Source organism: Oceanimonas pelagia (assembly GCF_030849025.1).
GTDB classification, from domain to species: domain Bacteria; phylum Pseudomonadota; class Gammaproteobacteria; order Enterobacterales; family Aeromonadaceae; genus Oceanimonas; species Oceanimonas pelagia.
The window spans coordinates 3,232,501-3,252,726 of record NZ_CP118224.1 but is presented as its reverse complement, the minus strand read 5'-3'; the positions used below and the strand labels follow the sequence as shown (position 1 = coordinate 3,252,726).

The window sequence follows — 20,226 nt, the reverse complement described above, 5'->3', positions numbered from 1 at the left end:
GGAGAGCCCCATGCAGTTTACCATCAGCCGCGAAGCCCTGTTGCGCCCCCTGCAACTGGTATCCAGTGCCCTGGGAGGCCGGCCCAACCTGCCGATCCTCAACAATATTCTGCTGAGCGTCGGCGACGATGCCCTGTCGATGACCGGCACCGATACCGAGGTGGAAATGGTGGCCAGAGTGCCGCTGGAAGGGGCGGTGACCGCCGGCCGCACTACCGTGCCGGCGCGCAAGCTGCTGGATATCTGCCGGGGCCTGCCCGATGGCGCCGGGCTGACCTTCAGCCAGGAAGGGGATCGTCTGCTGCTGCGCTCCGGGCGCAGCCGCTTTAACCTGTCCACCCTGCCGGCGGAAGACTTTCCCAATATCGAGGAGTGGAGCTCGGAACTGGAATTCGACATCAACCAGCTGGCGCTGAAAAAGCTGATCGAGGCCACTCAGTTCTCCATGGCCATTCAGGATGTGCGTTATTACCTCAACGGCATGCTGTTTGAAACCGACGGCAACAGTCTGCGCACCGTGGCCACCGACGGCCACCGCCTGGCCACCTGTCAGCGCGAGCTGGAGCAGGAACTGCCGGCCCAGCAGGTGATAGTGCCGCGCAAGGGCGTACTGGAACTGGGCAAGCTGCTGGAGCACGAGGATCAGGACGTGCGCCTGCAGGTGGGCAAGAACAATCTGCGTGCCGTGACCCAGGGGTTTATTTTCACCTCCAAGCTGGTGGACGGCCGCTTTCCCGATTACCGCCGGGTGCTGCCCCGGGAGAGTGACAAGACCCTGATCTGCGATCGGGAAGGGCTCAAGCAGGCCTTTACCCGGGCGGCGATCCTGTCCAACGAAAAATTCCGCGGCGTGCGCCTCAACCTGCAGCAGCAGACCCTGAAGATCACGGCCAACAACCCGGAGCAGGAAGAGGCGGAAGAGGTGCTGGATGTCAACTACCAGGGCAGTGACCTGGAGATTGGCTTTAACGTCTCCTATGTGCTCGACGTGCTGGGCACCCTCAAGTCGGAGCAGGTCAAAATCAGCCTGAAGGACGCCAGCAGCAGTGGCCTGATCGAAGCCGAAGACAACGGCGATGCCCTCTACGTGGTGATGCCCATGCGGCTGTAACATGGCCCTGCTCAACCTTCAGCTCAAAGACTTTCGCAATATTCGCCATGGCCGGCTGGTGCCGGCCTCAGGCATCAATGTGCTGGCCGGGCCCAATGGCAGCGGCAAGACCAGCATTCTGGAAGCCATTCACTATCTCGGCGTTGGCCGCTCTTTTCGCACTCATCTCACCGGCCGGGTGATCCAGCAGGGTGAGCCGGCCTTTACCCTGTTTGCCCGGGTGCAGCAAAGTGAGGGTGAGGGCCTGCCGGTGGGTCTGTCCAAAACCCGGAGTGGCGACACCCGGCTCAAGGTGGCGGGGCGCCAGGCCGAGCGCCTGGCCGATCTCGCCCATATTCTGCCCATTCAGTTGATCCACCCGGAAGGGTATAATCTTCTGACCGGCGGACCCAAATTGCGGCGGGCCTATCTGGACTGGGGGCTGTTTTATTCCCGGCCGGAATTTTTTGCCGCCTGGGGGCGCTACCGGCGCCTGCTCAAGCAGCGCAACGCCCTGCTGCGGCAGCTGCGGCCCTGGCGGGAGCTGGGCTACTGGGATCCGCAGCTGGTGGCGGCGGGCGAGGCGCTGAGTGCCCACCGCCAGGACTATGCCGACGCCATTGCCCCGGTGATTGCGGCCATGGCCGCCGACTTTTTGCCGGAATTCGAGTTCAGCTTTGATTTTTTTCGGGGCTGGGACCGGCAGACCGGCCTGGCCACGGTGCTGGAGCAGGGCTTTGAGCGGGACGCCAGCCTGGGCTACACCCAGGCGGGGCCGCATAAGGCCGAGATAAGAATAAAGGCCCGGGGCATGCCGGTGCAGGATTTGCTGTCGCGCGGCCAGCTCAAGCTGCTGGTGTGCGCCATGCGTCTGGCCCAGGGGCTGTATTTAAAGCAGCAGTCCGGACAGGACTGTATTTTTTTGATCGACGACTTTGCGTCCGAGCTGGACCAACACAAGCGGGGATTGCTGGCGGCACGGCTGAAGGAGCTGCAGGCCCAGGTGTTTATCTCCGCCATCGACATTAACCAGCTCGGTGACATGATCACACGGGATAACAGTAAGCTGTTTCACGTGAAACAGGGTGAAATCACCGAAACCCAGGAGTGCAAGCAAGCCAATGAGTGAACACACTTACGACTCTTCGAGTATCAAGGTATTGAAAGGTCTGGATGCGGTCCGCAAGCGTCCGGGCATGTATATCGGCGACACGGATGATGGCACTGGCCTGCACCACATGGTGTTTGAGGTGGTGGACAACTCGATCGACGAGGCCCTGGCCGGCCACTGTAAAGATATCGTCGTGACCATTCATGCCGACGGCTCGGTGTCGGTGTCCGATGACGGCCGGGGCATTCCGGTAGACATTCACGAAGAGGAAGGTCGCTCCGCCGCCGAGGTGATCCTCACCGTGCTGCATGCCGGCGGCAAGTTTGACGACAACTCCTACAAGGTCTCCGGCGGTCTGCACGGGGTGGGGGTGTCGGTGGTCAACGCCCTGTCGGAAAAGCTGCAGCTCACCATCTGGCGCCACGGCAAGGTGCATGAGCAAACCTACCGTCACGGCGAGCCCCTGGCTCCCCTGGCGGCGGTGGGAGAAACCACTCGTTCCGGCACCCAGATCCGGTTCTGGCCCAGTGCCGAGACCTTTACCGACACCAATTTCCATTACGACATTCTGGCCAAGCGCCTGCGCGAGCTGTCGTTCCTCAACTCCGGCGTATCCATCAAGCTGCTGGACGAGCGTGATGGCAAGGAAGTGCACTTTCAGTACGAGGGTGGCATTCAGGCCTTTGTGGAATACCTGAACCGCAACAAGACGCCGATCCATCCCAAGGCGTTTCACTTCACCACAGAGCGGGAAGACGGCATTTCGGTGGAGGTGTCCATGCAGTGGAACGACTCCTATCAGGAGAATATCTTCTGCTTTACCAACAACATTCCCCAGCGCGATGGCGGTACTCACCTGGCCGGTTTCCGGGCGGCGCTGACCCGTACCCTGAACGGCTACATGGACAAGGAAGGTTTCAGCAAGAAGGCCAAGACCTCCGCCTCCGGTGACGACGCCCGGGAAGGCCTGACCGCGGTGATTTCGGTCAAGGTGCCGGATCCCAAGTTCTCGTCCCAGACCAAGGACAAGCTGGTGTCTTCCGAGGTGAAAACCGCGGTGGAGCAGGCCATGGCCGAGCGTCTGCAGGAATTCCTGCTGGAAAACCCCAACGACGCCAAGATCGTGGTCAACAAGATCATCGATGCGGCCCGGGCCCGGGAAGCGGCGCGCAAGGCGCGGGAAATGACCCGCCGCAAGGGTGCGCTGGATCTGGCCGGTCTGCCCGGCAAGCTGGCCGACTGCCAGGAGAAGGATCCGGCGCTGTCCGAACTCTACATAGTGGAGGGTGACTCGGCGGGCGGCTCCGCCAAGCAGGGTCGTAACCGCAAGTATCAGGCCATTCTGCCGCTCAAGGGCAAGATCCTGAACGTGGAAAAGGCTCGTTTTGACAAGATGCTGTCGTCTCAGGAAGTGGCCACCCTGATCACCGCCCTGGGCTGTGGCATCGGCCGGGACGAGTACAACCCCGACAAGATGCGCTATCACCACATCATCATCATGACCGATGCGGACGTGGACGGTGCTCACATTCGTACCCTGCTGCTGACCTTCTTCTACCGGCAGATGCCGGAGATCATCGAGCGTGGCTACGTCTATATTGCCCAGCCGCCGCTGTACAAGGTGAAGAAGGGCAAGCAGGAGCAGTACCTGAAGGACGAGCCGGCCATGCTGCAGTACCAGACCAGCCTGGCGCTGGACGGCGCCACCCTGCACGTGAACGAGTCGGCCCCGGCCATCGGTGGCGAGCAGCTGGAGAAGCTGGTGAACGACTATCGCAAGGTGCAGGAGCTGATTGTGCGGCTGTCGCGCCGGGCGCCGGAAGTGGTGCTGAACGAGCTGATTTACCAGCCCGAGCTGAGTCTGGAAGCCCTGACCGATCAGGCTCGAGTGAACGCCTGGATTGAGGCCATCAATCAGTCTCTGGAAAACAGCAATACCAATGGTACCCAATACCTGCTGGATGCGGTGTTCTCGGAAGAGCGCAACTGCTATCTGCCGCGGGTGAAGGTGCGTCAGCACGGCATCGAGCGCGAGTTCCCGATCAGTTACGACTTCTTTGCTTCCGGCGAATACCGCAGCATTGTGGAGCTGGGCAAGGGCATCGCCAACCTGATCGAGGAGGGCGGTTACGTCAAGCGCGGTGAGAAGACCAAGGCCGTGGACAGCTTTGCCGAGGCCCTGGAGTGGCTGATGAACGAGAGCAAGCGCGGCCTCTATGTGCAGCGCTACAAGGGGCTGGGCGAGATGAATCCGGAGCAGCTGTGGGAAACCACCATGGATCCGGAAACCCGCCGCATGCTGCGGGTGACCATCGAGGACGCCGTGGCCGCCGATCAGCTGTTCTCCACCCTGATGGGCGATCACGTGGAGCCGCGCCGCGACTTTATCGAGACCAATGCCCTCAAGGTGGCCAACCTGGATATCTGATAACGGGTTTGTGCACCCTGACCAAAGGCAGCCTGCGGGCTGCCTTTTTTATTGGTTGTCGACTCGCTCCAGCCGGGCAATCAGGGCGACCTTGCCGCCGATAAAACGGGCCTGCACTAGACTGGAATAAGTCAGATGCAACGATAAGGGGAGCACCATGAGCAACCACAGCCGCAAGTATTCCAGCCGGGTGGTGGACGGGCTCGAACGAGCGCCGGCCCGGGCCATGCTGCGGGCCACCGGCTTTACCGACGACGACTTTCATAAGCCTCAGGTAGGCATAGCGTCCACCTGGAGTAATCTGACTCCCTGTAACATGCATATCAACGGTCTGGCGGAAGCCGCGGCACGCGGGGCTGACGGCGCTGGTGGCAAGAGTATTATCTTTAACACCATCACCATTTCCGACGGCATCGCCAACGGCACCGAGGGCATGAAATATTCCCTGGTGTCCCGGGAGATCATCGCCGACTCCATCGAGGCAGTGGCCGGCTGCGAGGGCTTTGACGGCCTGGTGGCCATTGGCGGCTGCGACAAGAACATGCCCGGTTGCCTGATTGGTCTGGCCCGGCTCAACCGGCCGGCGGTGTTCGTGTATGGCGGCACCATAGCGCCCGGGGACAATCACACCGACATTATTTCGGTGTTCGAGGCGGTGGGCGCCCATGCCAAGGGCGACATGAGCGCCATTGAGGTAAAGCAGATTGAAGATACCGCCATTCCCGGCCCGGGCTCCTGCGGCGGCATGTATACCGCCAACACCATGGCCTCGGCCATTGAGGTGATGGGCATGAGCCTGCCGGGCAGCTCGGCCCAGAACGCCACTTCCGACACCAAGCTGAAAGACTGCCAGCGGGCCGGTGCGACTGTGCTGCAACTGCTCAAACGCAACATTCGCCCGTCCGACATCATGACCAAACCCGCCTTTGAAAACGCCATTACCTTGGTGATTGCTCTTGGAGGGTCTACCAATGCGGTGCTGCACCTGCTGGCCATGGCCCATGCGGTGGGGGTGGAGCTGACCCTGGACGACTTTACCCGCATTGGCAAGCGGGTGCCGGTGCTGGCGGATCTGCGCCCCAGCGGCCATTACATGATGTCGGAGCTGGTGGACATCGGCGGCATACTGCCGCTGATGAAAATGCTGCTCGACGCCGGGCTGCTGCATGGCGACTGTCTGACGGTGACCGGCAAAACCCTGGCCGAGAACCTGGCCGGGGTCAAACCTTACCCCGACGGCCAGAACATCATTCGCCCCCTCAATAATCCCATCAAGCCCGACAGCCATCTGCGCATTCTTTATGGCAATCTCGCCCCCGGCGGTGCCGTGGCCAAAATCACCGGCAAGGAAGGCCTGAGCTTTACCGGCCCGGCCCGGGTGTTTGACTCGGAAGAGGAAACCCTGGCGTGCATTCTCGATGGTACGGTACAAAAGGGTGATGTGGTGGTGATCCGCTATGAAGGCCCCAGGGGAGGGCCGGGCATGCGGGAAATGCTGAGTCCCACCTCGGCCATCATGGGCCGGGGGCTGGGCAAGGGGGTGGCGCTGATCACCGACGGCCGTTTTTCCGGTGGCAGCCATGGTTTTGTGGTGGGCCATGTCACTCCGGAAGCCCGCCAGGGCGGTCCGCTGGCCATTGTGGAAGACGGCGATATCATCACCATAGACGCCGAGCACAACCGGCTGGAGATGGAGCTGACCGACAGCGTGATCGCCGAACGGCTGGCCCGCTGGCAGCCCCCCGAGCCCCGCTATCGCCGGGGCGTGCTGGCCAAGTATGCCCGCACCGTGGGCTCGGCGTCTCACGGTGCGGTCACCGATGGTCACGAGGAGGGACACTAAGCGGGCAAAAAATCATCGAGTTACCGCTTGAAAGCGTAAAAGTCCGTCCCTATATCTGTTAGTGAACAAGGCGGGTTGCTCGGTTGAGGGCCCGCACCGCCCGTCCGGTTGGAGGGCAAATCCATATCGCTCACAGGAGGATAGATTTATGTCACGCTTCGATTTTTCACCCCTGTACCGCTCCGCCATCGGCTTTGATCGCCTGGCGTCACTGATGGAAAACGCCGCCAGCAATGGCAGCAACGGCAACAGCGGTTATCCCCCCTACAATATTGAGCTGCTCAGCGAGAATCAGTACCGCATTTCCATGGCGGTGGCCGGCTTCGCCCGGAATGAGCTGGAAATCACCAGCCATGAAAACACCCTGACCGTGAAGGGGCACAAGACTCCCGAGCAGCAGAGCCGCAATTATCTGTATCAGGGCATTGCCGAGCGTGGCTTTGAGCGACGTTTTCAGCTGGCCGATCACATAAAAGTGACCGGCGCCGATCTGGAAAACGGCCTGCTGCACATCGACCTGGTGCGGGAAGTGCCGGAAGCCGCCAAGCCGAGAACCATCAGCATCGGCTGACAGCAAGACCGCTTGTTACAACACCATTAACCTATTGCTTGCGATTGGAGGATAGGATTATGAGTCGTTTTGATTTGAGCCCCCTGTACCGTTCCGCCATTGGGTTTGATCGTCTGGTGGGCGATCTGGAGCACCTGCTGCATGGCAAGAGCAGTGAGCAGCCACCCTACAACATTGAAAAGCAGGACGATGATCGCTATCTGATCACGGTGGCGGTGGCCGGCTTCGCCGAGCCGGAGCTGGAACTGTCGGTGGAGCAGAATACCCTGCTGGTGAAGGGCAAGCGAGAACAGCCTGCCGAAGAGCGCCGCTATCTGTATCAGGGCATCAGCGAAGGGAACTTTGAACTCAAGTTCCGGCTGGCGGATCACGTGCAGGTAAAAGACGCCAAACTGGAGCACGGCTTGCTGCGTATCAGCCTGCTGCGGGAAGTGCCGGAAGCGCTCAAGCCACGCCGTATTGAAATTGGCGAAGGGCGCACCCTGGAGCACAAGAGCGAATAACCTGCAGTCCGAAAACAACAACGCCGGCGGAAGCCGGCGTTGTTGTATGTGAGGGAGGTGAAGCGAAGCCGCAGCAGGGTTACCTCCACCGACACGCTGCGAGCCCATCCCTGGGGCGCTCGGCACATGCCGTCCCTGGCATGTGACGGTCGGTTACGGCAATCCCTGCTGCAGCTTCGAGCAACATTGGTGTTGTCTGCATGAAGCCAGTACGTAGGTTGGGATGAGTTTACGAATCCCAACACTTTGCCGACAGCTTTATGTTGGGATTCGCTGCGCTCATCGCCAACCTACGCCATAAGCCCATTTCAGTTTTGGCTCTCGCCGTAAATCGCCAGCACTTCCTTCGCCAGGATTTCGATGCCGGCTTTGACGTCCGCTTCCGGCTGGGCGTAGTTGAGGCGAATGCATTGCTTGCTGTGGGCCCAGTCGCCGTCTTCGATACCGGGGAAGAAGTAGTGCCCCGGCACCACCAGCAGGCCTTTTTGCTTGAGGCGCTGATACAGCTCCTGGCAGTGTACCGGCAAATCCTCAAACCACAGCCACAGAAACAGCGCGCCTTCTGGTTTGTGAATATGGAACTGGGGCAGGGGAATGGCCTGTTGCAGCCATTCTACTGCCTGTTGCGCCTTGGCCTGGTAGAAGGGTTTGATAACGTCGTTGCTCAGGCGAATGATGTCACCATTCTGAATCATCGGCAGGGTCAGGGCCGGGCCCATGCTGCCCGGCGCCAGGTTGACGATGCCGCTGATGTTGGTGATGGCCTGCACTATGGTGGGGTTGGCGATTACAATGCCGCAGCGCACCCCGGGCAGGCCCAGCTTGGACAGGCTCATGCACAGTATGGTGTTGTCGTTCCAGAACGGCGTGGCGTTGCTGAAAATGATATTGGGAAAGGGCGTACCGTAGGCATTGTCGATCAGCAACGGAATGCCCTTGTCTTGAGCAATCTGATCCAGGTGGCGAATTTCTTCGTCGGTGAGCACGTTGCCGGTGGGGTTGGTGGGGCGGGACACGCAGATAAGACCGATATCGTCGCCCACTTCCAGCCGGTCAAAGTCCACGTAATATTTGAACAAGCCATTGTCGAATCGGCGGATCTCCGGCTTGCAGGCCACAAAGTGGTCTTCGTCCAGAGCGCTGTCGCCATAGCCGATGTATTCCGGTGCCAGGGGGAACAGCACCTTCTTTTTGCGGCCATCCGGGAACTCCCCCGCCAGCAGGTTGAACAGATAAAAGAAGGCGGTCTGGCTGCCGTTGGTGAGGGCGATGTTTTCCGGACCCACCTGCCAGCCCAGCTCTTTGGAGAGCAGATCGGCCAGGGCGCGAATAAAGCTGTCCTTTCCTTGCGGGCCGTCGTAATTGGCAATGGCTTTCAGCAGATCTCCGGTTTTCAGCAGTTGCTGGGCCTGAGTATCCAGGTAGGCCATCACTTCGGGAATGGCGGCCGGGTTGCCGCCGCCCAGCATAATGGTGTTGGGGGCGGTGAGGCCCTGGTTGAGATCGTCCATCAGCTGAGTAATGCCGGAGTGACGGGTAAACTTCTGTCCGAAGGCTGAAAATTCCATGTTCGAGCTACCAATTGCGATACGGTTACCAAAGCTTCACGGTATCCGATATTGCCATGGGTGTCGACCGGACGAAGGTCGGTATGAACCCCCTGTTTCACGTGAAACAGGGGAAGAAGGATTAATAGGTATAGGTCTGGGTGGGGCGGACAAATTTTGAGGGTTTGGCTTCGTAGCTGACCTTCAATGCCAGTACCGTGCATTTCTCGTCCTGCTCCAGCAGCGGCGCCAGTTCACTGAGCAGGCGCTGGCGTTCCGGTGAGTTTTGCCAGTGTTCCCAGCTTTCTATGCTCTGCCAGTTGGAGATCACGTAGAAATGGTTGGGGTGGTGCACATCCCGGTAGGCATCGCCCTTGAGGAAGCCGGGGCGCTCGGTGATCTGCAGCATCAGGTTGCGAATGGTTTCCTGGTAAACGGTCTCCAGCCCTTCCGCCACGTGGCGTTCAATAATGACCTTGATCATCGGCATCGTCCTTGTGCGAGTTGAGTCACATTAAGTATTAACACAAATCCCGACATTATTGGTAAGACCAGGAAAACAAAAAGGCTGGGTGCAGGGGGGCCAGAGCCACAGCAGGGTTACCTTCACCTGCACGCTTCATTGATAGCCACTGTAAAAAGCCCCACAGATGCGGGGCTTTGAACAATTGCCTTGCTTGTCGGCTTATTGCAGCAGAGAAATGTCGGCTACCCGCAGGAACAGGTTGCGCAGCTGATTGAGCAGGGCCAGGCGGTTGAGGCGAATGGTGTCGTCCTCGGCCATCACCATCACCTGGTCAAAGAAGGCATCCACGCCCTCACGCAGGGACGCCAGCTCGGCCAGGGCCTTGCTGTAATCGCCGTCGGCAAACAGCGGTGCCAGGCGTTCGGTCAGTTCGGCGACCTGGCCGGCCAGTACCTTCTCGGCCTCGTCCTGCAGCAGGCTGGCATTTACCTCGGCGGGAATATCACCCTCGAACTTGGCCAGAATATTACCCACCCGTTTGTTGGCGGCGGCCAGAGCGGCGGCGGCCTCCAGCTCGCGGAAGGCGCTGACCGCTTTTACCCGGGCGTCGAAGTCGGCGGGGCGGGTGGGGCGGCGGGCCAGTACGGCCTGGATCACATCCACGCCGTAGCCCAGATCCTGATACCAGGAACGGAACCGGCCCAGCATGAACTCGAGCACGTCTTCGGCCACATTGTCGTTGGAGATCTTGTGGCCGTAGAGAGCCCGGGCCTGGTCGATCAGCATCAGCAGATCGAGGCGGTAGCCTTTCTCCACAATGATGCGCAGGGCGCCCAGGGCGGCGCGGCGCAGGGCAAAGGGATCCTTGTCGCCCTTGGGCGCCTGACCGATGCCGAAGATGCCTACCAGGGTGTCCAGCTTGTCGGCCAGGGCCACGGCGGCAGATACGTCCTGGCCGGGCAGAGAGTCACCGGCAAAGCGCGGCTGATACTGCTCCTTCAGCGCCAGGGCCACGGCTTCCGGCTCGCCGTCGTGACGGGCGTAGTGCATGCCCATCACACCCTGGGTGTCGGTGAATTCAAACACCATGTTGGTGACCAGGTCGCACTTGGACAGCAGGCCGGCACGCTCGGCCAGCGCCTGATCGGCACCGATGGCGGCCGCCACGTAGCTGGCCAGGGCGCTGATGCGCTCGGACTTTTCCTTTACCGTGCCCAGCTGCTGCTGGAACAGCACGTTGTCGAGCTGTTCCAGGCGGGACGCCAGGGTAGTCTTGCGGTCGGTGTTGAAGAAGAACTCGGCATCGGCCAGGCGCGGGCGTACCACTTTCTCGTTGCCCTGTACGATCTGGCTCGGGTCCTTCGACTCGATATTGGTGACGAAGATGAACTTCGGCAGCAGCTTGCCGTCGGTGTCGTACACCGGAAAGTATTTCTGGTCGCCCTTCATGGTATACACCAGGGCTTCGGCCGGCACCTTGAGGAATGCTTCCTCAAAGGACGCGGTCAGTACCACCGGCCATTCCACCAGCGAGGTGACTTCTTCCAGCAGGTCGTCGTCCAGATCGGCAATTCCCCCCACCACGGCGGCGGCGTCCTTGACGCCGGCTTCGATAATGGCCTTGCGGCGCTCGAAGTCGGCCAGCACCCGGCCGCGTTTTTCCAGTTGCTCCAGGTAATGGTCGGCGTGATCCAGCTGGAATTCCCGCTCGCCCATAAAGCGGTGGCCGCGAATGGTGCGGGCCGAGTCCACGCCCAGAATGGTGGCGGGCAGCAGTTGCTCACCCAGCAGCAGGGTAAGGGTATGTACCGGGCGAATAAACTGGGTGGCCTTGTCGCCCCAGCGCATGGCCTTGGGGATCGGCAGCCTGTTCAGGGCCTGCTCCACCATGGCGGGCAGCAGCTCGGCGGCGGCTTTGCCCTTAATATCGGCCACGTGTACCAGCCATTCGCCCTTGTCGGTTTTCAGGCGACCGGCCTGCTCCACACTGATGCCGTTACCACGGGCCCAGCCCTCAGCGGCCTTGGTGGGGTTGCCATCGGCGTCAAAGGCGGCCTGCACGGCGGGGCCGCGTTTTTCAATTTGCTTGTCGGGCTGGGCTTCGGCCAGGTGAGTGACCTGTACCGCCAGCCGGCGGGGGGCGGCGAACCAGCGAATGCTGTCAAAGGCCAGATCGGCACTATTGAGTTCGTTCTGCAGGTTGTCGGCAAAGGCCTGGCCCAGGCTGCGCAGGGCCTTGGGCGGCAGCTCTTCGGTACCGATTTCTACCAGGAAATTCTGTTCTGCCATGCCTTATCCTTCCTTCTTGCACATGGGGAAACCGAGGGCCTCGCGGGAGGCGTAATAGGCTTCGGCAACGGCCTTGGTCAGGGTGCGAATGCGCAATATGTAGCGCTGACGCTCGGTCACCGAAATAGCCTTGCGGGCATCCAGCAGGTTAAAGGCGTGACCGGCCTTGAGAATGCGCTCGTAGGCGGGCAGGGGCAGGGGCTTTTCCAGCTCCAGCAGTCGCTGGCACTCCTTCTCGCACTGCTCGAAAAAGCCGAACAGAAAGTCGACGTCGGCGTGCTCGAAGTTGTAAGTGGACTGCTCCACCTCGTTCTGGTGGAAGATGTCACCGTAGGTGGTCTTGCCCAGGGGGCCGTCGCACCACACCAGATCGTAGACCGAGTCGACGCCCTGAATGTACATGGCCAGACGCTCCAGGCCATAGGTGATCTCGCCGGTTACGGGTTTGCACTCCAGGCCGCCTACCTGCTGGAAGTAGGTGAACTGGGTGACTTCCATGCCGTTGAGCCAGACTTCCCAGCCCAGACCCCAGGCGCCGAGGGTGGGGTTTTCCCAGTTGTCTTCCACGAAGCGAATATCATGCACCTGAGGGTCCAGGCCCAGCGCCTCGAGCGAGCCCAGATACAGCTCCTGCAGGTTGTCGGGCGATGGCTTGATGATTACCTGAAACTGGTAATAGTGCTGCAGGCGGTTGGGGTTTTCGCCGTAACGGCCGTCGGTGGGACGGCGGGAAGGCTGTACGTAGGCGGCCGCCATGGGCTCGGGGCCGATGGCCCGCAGGCAGGTCATGGGGTGGGAGGTGCCGGCACCCACTTCCATGTCCAGCGGCTGCACCACGGTGCAGCCCTGGCGGGCCCAGTAATCCTGCAAAGTGAGGATCAGACCCTGAAAGGTATTGATATCGAATTTTTGCATGATGATAGCGCCTTGATATAGGTGCGTTTGCTGAGTGAAACTAGGTTACCGAGTATACCCGCTGACCCGGTGTGAATATAGGCTGAATTGGGGAGGAGCCATGGTGCCACGCTGTGCCTGGGTCAGTCAGGACCCGCGTTACATTCATTATCACGACAACGAATGGGGCGTGCCCGAGTACGACAGCCGGGCGCTGTTTGAGAAGCTGTGCCTCGACGGTCAGCAGGCGGGTCTGAGCTGGTTTACCATTCTTTGCAAGATCCCGGCCTACCGCGAGGCCTTTGCCGGCTTTGAGCCGAGCAAGATCAGCACCTTTACGCCACAGGATGTGGAGCGGTTGATGCAAAATGCCGGCATCGTGCGCAACCGGCGCAAGATTGAGGCCATTATCACCAATGCCCGCGCCTATTTGGCCATGGAGCGAGAAGGTATCGACTTCAGCCGCTGGCTGTGGGCATTTGTGGGGGGGCAGCCGGTCATCAATCACTGGGTCGAGGCCGCCACTGTGCCGGTGACCACGCCCGAGTCCGATGCCATGGCCCGGGCGCTGAAGAAGCGGGGGTTTGCCTTTGTGGGCAGCACCAGCTGTTACGCCTTTATGCAGGCCACCGGCATGGTGAACGATCATCTGCTGGGCTGCCATTGCCATCCCGAACACGTCAGCCGTTGACCACAAGCCCCAATCCGGACTTGGTTTAATGCATGACACAGGGCTATATTGTCGGTTACTTGTGCTTTTTGAACGGGATTTACCATGAAGAAGATTTGTCTGGCCGTGGCGGCGGCCCTGGCTCTTTCCGCCTGTACCACCAACCCCTACACCGGTGAGCGTCAGGCCTCCAAGGCGGCCATCGGCAGTGGCATTGGCGCCCTGGCCGGTGCCGTGATCGGCGGTGCCTCCGCCAGCTCCAGCGACCGTGAAAAAGGCATTCTGATCGGTGCCGCCAGCGGTGCGGCCCTGGGCGGCGGTGTGGGTTACTACATGGATGTGCAGGAAGCCAAGCTGCGGGATCGCATGCAGGGCACCGGCGTGAGTGTGACCCGCAATGGTGACCAGATCATTCTCAACATGCCCAGCAACGTCACCTTTGCGGTCGACAGCGCCGATATTTCCCCCAGTTTCTACAACACCCTGAGCGGCGTGGCCATGGTGCTGAAAGAGTACGACAAGACCTGGGTGAACGTAGTGGGTCACACCGACAACACCGGCTCTGCCAGCTATAACCAGGCGCTGTCCGAGCGTCGCGCCGCCGCCGTGGGTCAGTTCCTGATCAGCCAGGGTGCCGCCGCCAACCGCTTCAACATTCGCGGTGTGGGCTTTAACCAGCCTGTTGCCAGCAACGCCACCGAGCAGGGCCGGGCCCAGAACCGCCGGGTGGAGATTACCCTGAGCCCCATGGGTTAACCGACGATAGCCGCACATTGATGAAAAATGCCCGCCTATGCGGGCATTTTTTATTGCACCAGGGGCAGCAGTGCCATCCAGGCCGGCAGCACCGCCATGGCCAGCAGGGTTTGTCCGGTGATGATGGCGGCCATCAGCGGCGCGTTGCCGCCCATCTGCCGCGCCAGAATATAGGAGGAAGTGGCGGTGGGCAGGGCACTGAACAGCACCACCACCCCCAGCTCCACCGGAGCCAGGTTGATTGCCCGGCCGATCCCCGCTGCCAGTAGCGGAAACAGGCCGAACTTGATGGCGCAGGCCTGCCAGAAGGCGGCACCGGTGCCGCGCAGCGCCCTGGGCTGCAGTGCCACACCCACGGCAATCAGCCCCAGAGGCAGGGCCGCCTTGCCGGCCAGAGCCAGAGTATCCCGGCTCCAGCCGGGCAGGCCTATACCGCTGAGGTTGAGTGCGATGCCGGCGGCACAGGCGAGCAGCAGGGGATTACGGGTCAGTGCCTTGAGGGCACGCCATGGGCCGGGGGCCCCGTGGCGGTCACCGGCCACAAATATCAATACGCAGAGCATGTTGACCAGGGGCACCATCACCGCAATGGCCACGGCGGCAGCGGTGATGCCGGCCTCGCCATACAGGGCGGCGGCGCCGGCCAGGCCAACATAGGTGTTAAAGCGCAGTGCCCCCTGAAACACCGAACTGAACGAGGCCGGATCCGACCGGTGACGTTGCAGCCAGAGCAGGGCGGCCAGCAGCACCAGCAGGATGCTCAGCAGGCCGATCATGCCCCCAAAGGCCACCTGGCTGAAATCGGCCGTGGCCAGAGTGCTGATCAGCATGGCCGGAAACAGCAGAAAATAAATAAAACGCTCTGCCCCGGGCCAGAACTGATCGTCGGGAAAGTGCAACCGGCGCAGCACAACACCGGCCAGGATCAGCAGAAACAGGGGGCCTAGGGCATGAATCACGTCCAGCATGGGGGCTCCGGCACAACGAGGGGAGCCCAGCATAGCAGCTTGCCGGGGCGGGCGGCGTGCGCCCGCTCGCGGTTCAGTTACCTTTCTGGATCAGAAACTGGTAGGGCAGTTCGCTCACCTGGCTGGACAGCAGCCGGTGATCCATAAAGCGGCAGAAACTGGGAATGTCGCGGGTGGTGGACGGATCGTCGGCGGTGATCAGCAGGGTCTCGCCGGCGGCCATGGTGCGCACCTGTTTGCGCACCATCATCACCGGCTCCGGGCAGCGCAGGCCGGTGGCGTCGAGGTGATGGTGAGCATCGGAAAGAGAAACGGTCATATCGGTCAACCAGATGGTAAAAACCCGCCTATCTTAATGCTGCCGAAAAAATGGTCAACCCTAAATCAGTGAGGAGACAAGCGTGAGGGGGGAGGCGAAAACCGAACTTCGTCTCACCCTTTATGTCCCACGTCTCACGTTCTTTCAAATACGGTGGCGATACCCTGACCCATGCCGATGCACATGGTGGCCAGGCCCAGGGTGGCGTTTTGCTGCTCCATCAGATTAATCAGTGTGGTGCAGATACGCGCTCCCGAACAGCCCAGGGGGTGCCCCAGGGCGATGGCGCCGCCGTTAAGGTTGACCCTGTCGTCCATGGTGTCGAGCAGGTTCAGCTCCTTCAATACCGCCAGCGACTGGGCAGCAAAGGCCTCGTTCAGTTCAAACAGTTCAATGTCATCAAGAGTAAGTCCGGCACGTTGCAACACCTTGTGCACCGCCGGCACCGGGCCCATGCCCATGATGGACGGATCGCAGCCGGCCACCGCCATGGCGCGCACCCGGGCTCTGGGCCTGAGCCCAAGGGCGGTGGCCCGCTCGGCAGACATCACCAGCATGGCGGCGGCGCCGTCCGACAGTGCCGAGGCGCTGCCGGCGGTGACGGTGCCGCTGGCGGGGTCAAACACCGGGCGAAGGGCGGCCAGGGATTCCGGGCTGGTGTCGGGGCGAATGACCTCGTCGCTTTCCAGCAGAAACGGCGCACCGTCGGCGTCGTGACCGTGCGTGGCCAGAATTTCGTGACTGAAGCGGCCCTGCACCGTGGCATCATGGGCTTTCTGATGAGAACGCAGGGCAAAGGCGTCCTGCTGCGCACGGCTGATATGGTGCATTCTGGCCAGCATTTCCGCGGTCAGGCCCATCATGCCGGCGGCTCTGGCCACGTTCAGGGCCAGCCCGGGATGCAGGTCCACGCCGTGATCCATGGGCACATGGCCCATGTGTTCCACGCCGCCCACCACAAAGATATCGCCGTCGCCCACCATAATGGCGCGGGCGGCATCGTGCAGTGCCTGCATCGAGCTGCCACACAGCCGGTTGACGGTGACCGCGCTCACCGATTTGGGCAGGCCGGCCAGCAGGGCGGCGTTTCGGCCAATATTAAAGCCCTGTTCCAGGGTTTGCTGCACGCAGCCCCAGATGATGTCTTCAATGTCGCCGGCATTGATCGCCGGATTGCGGGCCAGCAGGCCCAGCATCAGGTGGGCCGACAGATCCTCGGCGCGCACATGGCGAAAGGCGCCGCCCTTTGAGCGGCCCATGGGGGTGCGAATGCAGTCCACAATAACCACGTCTTTCATGCTCTGTCTCCTGCCGCCAGTCAGTAAAAGGTGTCACCGCTTTGTGCCATGTGGCGCAGCCGGTCGCTGACCTGATAAAGCGGGCCGAGGTGGGCGTGGCGATCCGCCATGGTCAGGTATTCGTTCAGGCCAATGGTATCCAGCCAACGGAACACGCCGCCGCGAAAGGGTGGAAAGCCCAGACCGTAGACCAGCGCCATGTCGGCTTCGGCAGGAGAGGCGATAATGCCTTCCTCCAGGCAGCGCACCACCTCGTTGACCATGGGCACCATGATACGGGCAATAATATCGTCGGCTTCAAAAGGGTGGGGCTCACCAAACGCTTGTTTTAGCAGAGTTTGCCCTTGTTCGTTGGTGGTTTTTTGCAACCGGCCTTTTTTGTCCGGCTGCCAGGCATAAAAGCCAGCACCGCTTTTTTGCCCCAGACGACCCTGCTCAAACATAAGGTCGATGGCGGTGTGGCCGTGCTGGCGCATGCGCTCGGGAAAGCCCTCGGCCATCACGGTGGCGGCATGGTGGGCGGTGTCCATGCCCACCACGTCCAGCAGCCGGGCCGGGCCCATGGGCCAGCCAAAGTTTTGTTCCATGACCCGGTCGATTTCAACAAAATCGGCACCGTCGGCCAGCAGCCGGTTAAAGCCAAAAAAGTAGGGGAACAGCACCCGGTTAACAAAAAAGCCGGGACAGTCGTTCACCACAATCGGGGTTTTGCCCATGGCCGCGGCGCAGGCCACCACCCGGTTTAGGGTGGCCTCGCTGGTGTGCTCGCCACGAATGACTTCCACCAGGGGCATGCGGTGCACCGGATTGAAAAAGTGCATGCCGCAGAATTGCTCGGGGCGCTTAAGGTTTTTCGCCAGAGTGGAGATGGGAATGGTGGAGGTATTGGAGGCGATCACCGTATGCTCACCGACCTTGTGCTCCGCCTCGGCCAGCACCCGCACCTTGATGGCGGGGTTTTCCACCACGGCTTCCACCACCAGATCCACCCCGGCCAGTTCGTCATCACTCAGGGTGGGACGAATGCTGGACAGCACTTCGGCCAGACGGGGACCGTCGATCTTGCCCCGCTCCAGCTGCCGGTTGAGCCGCTTGCCGGCCTCAGCCATGCCCAGGGCCAGAGCCTTGTTGTTAATGTCTTTCATCACCGCCGGAATGCCCTTCACCGCCGCCTGACAGGCGATGCCGCCGCCCATGATGCCGGCGCCCAGTACCGCCAGCCGCGTTACCGGGGGGGCGGTGCTGGCCGCCTGTTTGGCCTTGCTCTTCACCACCTGATCATTGAGAAAAATGCCCACCAGTGCATGTGCCGCCGGTGTGCGGGTGAGCTTGATAAAGTTGTTCTGCTCCACTCGCAGGGCGTCGTCACGGCTCATGCCGGCGGTGCTTTCCATGGTCGTTACCGCCATCATGGGCGCCGGATAATGGCGCCCGGCCCTGGCCGCCACCATGCCCTTGGCGGTGGTAAAGCTCATGGCGGCCTCCGTTTCGCTCAGAGTCAGGGGCGTGGTTTTTTGCCGGCGGCGGGCCAGCCAGTCGTGCTCCTTTACCTGTTGCAGCAGGCGCTGGCCGGCATCATGAAGTTTGTCGGTGCTTACTATGCCGTCCAGCAGACCCAGACGCAGGCAGTCGTCGGCGCCGTGATCCTTGCCTGTGGTGATCCATTCCATGGCGTTATCGGCACCCAGCAGCCGGGGCAGTCGTACTGTGCCGCCAAAGCCGGGCATGATGCCCAGCCTGGTTTCCGGCAGGCCAATGCGGGCACTGGCATCGCCCAGGCGAAAGTCGGTGGCCAGAATACACTCGCAGCCGCCGCCCAGGGCATGGCCGCGCACCAGGCTTAAAGTGGGAAAGGACAGATCCTCAATGCGGTTGAAAAGGGTGTTGGCCCGGCTCAGCCAGCCGGCCAGCTCGGCCTCGGGCAGGTCGAACTTGTGGAGAAACTCGGTGATGTCGGCACCCACAATAAAGGCCTCCTTGGCGCTGGTCAGCATCAGGCCTTTTACTCCGGCGGTTTGCTCCAGCGCCGCAACGGCCGCTTCCAGCGACAGCAGGGTGTGGCTGTCCAGCTTGTTGACGCTGCCGGGAGCGTGAAAGCACAGCTCGGCGATACCGTTATCCATAAGGGTGACCGAAAGGGTTTCACCTTGGTAGATCATACACATGTCTCCTTGCATTCCCCGGTGCGGCGCCCTGTACAAGCGGCTGCGATGAAATCACTATGGACAGTAAACAGGCACTTTTCAACGTGCTTTAAAACATGTGTTTAAAAGCAAACTGCGTGATCCTGGCTCGGCGTGGCGAGCGGGCAGCTGTGCTATCATGGCCGGCCTTATTGCACATGTACCGGCCTGAACTGCGCCGGCAAGAACCGTTCAGGGACGATTCATGACCCCTTCTCCTTATCTGGTTCCGGCGGCTTCCGTGGTGTGGGAGCAGGAAATCAAAAAGAGTCGCTTTATTGCCTGCCTGGCCCACACGCCCAATGCAGAGGCGGCCAGGGCCTTTATAGAACGATTGCGCAGCGAATATCCCGGGGCGGGGCATCATTGTTCGGCCTTTATTGCGGGCGCACCGAACGATTCTCAGGCGCTGGGCTTCAGTGATGACGGCGAGCCGTCAGGCACCGCCGGCAAGCCCATGCTGGCCGTGCTGCAGGGGGCGGGCATTGGTGAAATCACCGCCGTGGTGGTGCGCTACTTCGGCGGCATCAAGCTCGGCACCGGTGGCTTGGTGCGGGCCTATGGCAGCTCGGTAAACGGCGCCCTGGCGGAGCTGACCACGGTGGAAAAGGTCATTGAAGGACGACTGGCGCTGGCTGCCGACTACAGCGATATGGCCCAGCTGGAGAGCCTGCTGGCGCAAAGCGGTGCTCAGTGGGAGCAGGTCGATTACGGCGCGGCGGTCAGTGGCGTGTTGCGGGTCGATACTCGGCTGCTCGACGGTCTGGCCCGGCAGATTAAAGACAGAACTCAGGGAAGGGTTATCGCACGCCCGCTCACCGATTGACACTCGAGCTTTGGAACAAGCATGCATATTCGCTCCATTATTCGCATTGTAGGCATTCTGGTTGCCCTGTTCAGCGTCACCATGCTGGCGCCGGCGCTGGTGGCCTACATCTACCGGGACGGTGCCGGTCTCGACTTTTTCAGTGCCTTTGTGATTTGTCTGGTGCTGGGGCTGGTGCTGTGGTTTCCCAACCGCACTCACCACAAGGATCTGCGGGCCAAGGAAGGTTTTTTAATTGTGGTACTGTTCTGGACCGTGCTGGGCAGTGTGGGGGCCATCCCCTTTCTGCTCAGTGAGGTGCCGGCCATGACGGTGGCCGAGGCGTTTTTCGAGTCCTTTTCAGGGCTGACCACCACCGGAGCCACCGTGATCAGCGGCCTCGACACCCTGCCCAAGGCTATTCTGTTTTACCGGCAGATGCTGCAGTGGCTGGGGGGCATGGGCATTATCGTGCTGGCGGTGGC

General features: G+C 61.1%; 18 protein-coding genes (1 of these 18 only partly in view). 10 read left to right on the top strand and 8 right to left on the bottom strand.

From position 1 onward, the window contains the following. Window positions 1–10: 10 nt before the first annotated feature. The 6 genes from dnaN to PU634_RS15555 all read left to right on the top strand — a co-directional run bounded on the left by dnaN (window position 11) and on the right by PU634_RS15555 (window position 7,546). The gene (gene dnaN / locus PU634_RS15580; RefSeq protein ID WP_306761697.1) at window positions 11–1,111 is read left to right on the top strand and encodes a DNA polymerase III subunit beta; all 1,101 of its coding nucleotides are present in this window, start codon (window positions 11–13) and stop codon (window positions 1,109–1,111) included. A gap of 1 nt (window position 1,112) precedes the next feature. Continuing rightward, a complete protein-coding gene (gene recF / locus PU634_RS15575; protein ID WP_306761695.1) occupies window positions 1,113–2,219 on the top strand; it encodes a DNA replication/repair protein RecF in 1,107 nt (368 codons plus the stop codon). Then, entirely contained in the window at window positions 2,212–4,629 is a 2,418-nt protein-coding gene (gene gyrB, locus PU634_RS15570; protein ID WP_306761693.1) for a DNA topoisomerase (ATP-hydrolyzing) subunit B, read from the top strand. Before recF ends, gyrB begins: the two co-directional genes overlap by 8 nt. 157 nt (window positions 4,630–4,786) lie before the next feature. Further along, window positions 4,787–6,472 (top strand): dihydroxy-acid dehydratase, encoded by a 1,686-nt coding sequence (ilvD, locus tag PU634_RS15565; protein ID WP_306761692.1) that lies wholly within the window; start codon window positions 4,787–4,789, stop codon window positions 6,470–6,472. A 148-nt stretch (window positions 6,473–6,620) separates the two neighbouring features. Beyond that, entirely contained in the window at window positions 6,621–7,043 is a 423-nt protein-coding gene (locus PU634_RS15560; protein ID WP_306761691.1) for an Hsp20 family protein, read from the top strand. A gap of 59 nt (window positions 7,044–7,102) precedes the next feature. Continuing rightward, window positions 7,103–7,546 carry an Hsp20 family protein gene (locus tag PU634_RS15555; RefSeq protein WP_306761690.1) on the top strand — a complete coding sequence of 148 codons (444 nt, stop codon included), beginning with the start codon at window positions 7,103–7,105 and terminating at the stop codon, window positions 7,544–7,546. Between the two features lie 308 nt (window positions 7,547–7,854). On the opposite strand, the gene PU634_RS15550 is transcribed toward PU634_RS15555, so the two are convergent. From PU634_RS15550 to glyQ, 4 genes are all read right to left on the bottom strand, one after another. Next, the gene (locus PU634_RS15550) at window positions 7,855–9,114 is read right to left on the bottom strand and encodes a valine--pyruvate transaminase (protein WP_306761689.1); all 1,260 of its coding nucleotides are present in this window, start codon (window positions 9,112–9,114) and stop codon (window positions 7,855–7,857) included. A gap of 121 nt (window positions 9,115–9,235) precedes the next feature. Further along, window positions 9,236–9,577, bottom strand: a complete 342-nt coding sequence (locus PU634_RS15545) for an antibiotic biosynthesis monooxygenase family protein (protein WP_306761688.1) — start codon at window positions 9,575–9,577, stop codon at window positions 9,236–9,238. Between the two features lie 201 nt (window positions 9,578–9,778). Then, window positions 9,779–11,848, bottom strand: a complete 2,070-nt coding sequence (gene glyS, locus PU634_RS15540) for a glycine--tRNA ligase subunit beta (RefSeq protein ID WP_306761687.1) — start codon at window positions 11,846–11,848, stop codon at window positions 9,779–9,781. 3 nt (window positions 11,849–11,851) lie between these two features. Further along, the gene (gene glyQ / locus PU634_RS15535) at window positions 11,852–12,763 is read right to left on the bottom strand and encodes a glycine--tRNA ligase subunit alpha (RefSeq protein ID WP_306761685.1); all 912 of its coding nucleotides are present in this window, start codon (window positions 12,761–12,763) and stop codon (window positions 11,852–11,854) included. 100 nt (window positions 12,764–12,863) lie between these two features. Here glyQ and PU634_RS15530 point away from each other — a divergent pair, with 100 nt between their 5' ends. Both PU634_RS15530 and PU634_RS15525 read left to right on the top strand, forming a co-directional pair. Beyond that, window positions 12,864–13,433: a DNA-3-methyladenine glycosylase I gene (locus tag PU634_RS15530; protein WP_306761683.1), complete on the top strand. Its 570-nt coding sequence runs from the start codon at window positions 12,864–12,866 to the stop codon at window positions 13,431–13,433. 84 nt (window positions 13,434–13,517) lie between these two features. Beyond that, window positions 13,518–14,168, top strand: coding sequence for an OmpA family lipoprotein (locus tag PU634_RS15525; RefSeq protein ID WP_306761681.1), 651 nt, complete (start codon window positions 13,518–13,520; stop codon window positions 14,166–14,168). 50 nt (window positions 14,169–14,218) lie between these two features. On the opposite strand, the gene PU634_RS15520 is transcribed toward PU634_RS15525, so the two are convergent. From PU634_RS15520 to fadB, 4 genes are all read right to left on the bottom strand, one after another. Beyond that, a complete protein-coding gene (locus PU634_RS15520; protein ID WP_306761680.1) occupies window positions 14,219–15,136 on the bottom strand; it encodes an AEC family transporter in 918 nt (305 codons plus the stop codon). A 73-nt stretch (window positions 15,137–15,209) separates the two neighbouring features. Continuing rightward, window positions 15,210–15,455 (bottom strand): sulfurtransferase TusA, encoded by a 246-nt coding sequence (gene tusA, locus PU634_RS15515; protein WP_306761679.1) that lies wholly within the window; start codon window positions 15,453–15,455, stop codon window positions 15,210–15,212. A gap of 134 nt (window positions 15,456–15,589) precedes the next feature. Next, window positions 15,590–16,753, bottom strand: a complete 1,164-nt coding sequence (gene fadA, locus PU634_RS15510) for an acetyl-CoA C-acyltransferase FadA (protein ID WP_306761677.1) — start codon at window positions 16,751–16,753, stop codon at window positions 15,590–15,592. 20 nt (window positions 16,754–16,773) lie between these two features. Then, complete coding sequence (gene fadB, locus PU634_RS15505) at window positions 16,774–18,912, bottom strand: fatty acid oxidation complex subunit alpha FadB (RefSeq protein WP_306761676.1); 2,139 nt, start codon at window positions 18,910–18,912, stop codon at window positions 16,774–16,776. Between the two features lie 229 nt (window positions 18,913–19,141). On the opposite strand from fadB, the gene PU634_RS15500 reads away from it, so the two are divergent. Beyond that, complete coding sequence (locus PU634_RS15500) at window positions 19,142–19,762, top strand: YigZ family protein (RefSeq protein ID WP_306761674.1); 621 nt, start codon at window positions 19,142–19,144, stop codon at window positions 19,760–19,762. A gap of 21 nt (window positions 19,763–19,783) precedes the next feature. Next, window positions 19,784–20,226, top strand: partial view of a TrkH family potassium uptake protein gene (locus tag PU634_RS15495; protein ID WP_306761673.1) — the start only. It continues 1,015 nt past the right edge of the window; only the first 443 of its 1,458 coding nucleotides appear in the window; its start codon is at window positions 19,784–19,786; its stop codon lies off the right edge, out of view.

Bases quoted from the DNA above. Each gene is read 5' to 3' on its own strand.
- PU634_RS15520 (WP_306761680.1), bottom strand. From the start codon at position 15,136: ATGCTGGACGTGATTCATGCCCTAGGCCCCCTGTTTCTGCTGATCCTG.
- PU634_RS15525 (WP_306761681.1), top strand. From the start codon at position 13,518: ATGAAGAAGATTTGTCTGGCCGTGGCGGCGGCCCTGGCTCTTTCCGCC.
- PU634_RS15545 (WP_306761688.1), bottom strand. From the start codon at position 9,577: ATGATCAAGGTCATTATTGAACGCCACGTGGCGGAAGGGCTGGAGACC.
- PU634_RS15555 (WP_306761690.1), top strand. From the start codon at position 7,103: ATGAGTCGTTTTGATTTGAGCCCCCTGTACCGTTCCGCCATTGGGTTT.
- PU634_RS15500 (WP_306761674.1), top strand. From the start codon at position 19,142: ATGACCCCTTCTCCTTATCTGGTTCCGGCGGCTTCCGTGGTGTGGGAG.
- fadB (WP_306761676.1), bottom strand. From the start codon at position 18,912: ATGATCTACCAAGGTGAAACCCTTTCGGTCACCCTTATGGATAACGGT.
- glyS (WP_306761687.1), bottom strand. From the start codon at position 11,848: ATGGCAGAACAGAATTTCCTGGTAGAAATCGGTACCGAAGAGCTGCCG.
- PU634_RS15530 (WP_306761683.1), top strand. From the start codon at position 12,864: ATGGTGCCACGCTGTGCCTGGGTCAGTCAGGACCCGCGTTACATTCAT.
- ilvD (WP_306761692.1), top strand. From the start codon at position 4,787: ATGAGCAACCACAGCCGCAAGTATTCCAGCCGGGTGGTGGACGGGCTC.
- tusA (WP_306761679.1), bottom strand. From the start codon at position 15,455: ATGACCGTTTCTCTTTCCGATGCTCACCATCACCTCGACGCCACCGGC.
- PU634_RS15560 (WP_306761691.1), top strand. From the start codon at position 6,621: ATGTCACGCTTCGATTTTTCACCCCTGTACCGCTCCGCCATCGGCTTT.
- dnaN (WP_306761697.1), top strand. From the start codon at position 11: ATGCAGTTTACCATCAGCCGCGAAGCCCTGTTGCGCCCCCTGCAACTG.
- glyQ (WP_306761685.1), bottom strand. From the start codon at position 12,763: ATGCAAAAATTCGATATCAATACCTTTCAGGGTCTGATCCTCACTTTG.
- gyrB (WP_306761693.1), top strand. From the start codon at position 2,212: ATGAGTGAACACACTTACGACTCTTCGAGTATCAAGGTATTGAAAGGT.
- fadA (WP_306761677.1), bottom strand. From the start codon at position 16,753: ATGAAAGACGTGGTTATTGTGGACTGCATTCGCACCCCCATGGGCCGC.
- recF (WP_306761695.1), top strand. From the start codon at position 1,113: ATGGCCCTGCTCAACCTTCAGCTCAAAGACTTTCGCAATATTCGCCAT.
- PU634_RS15550 (WP_306761689.1), bottom strand. From the start codon at position 9,114: ATGGAATTTTCAGCCTTCGGACAGAAGTTTACCCGTCACTCCGGCATT.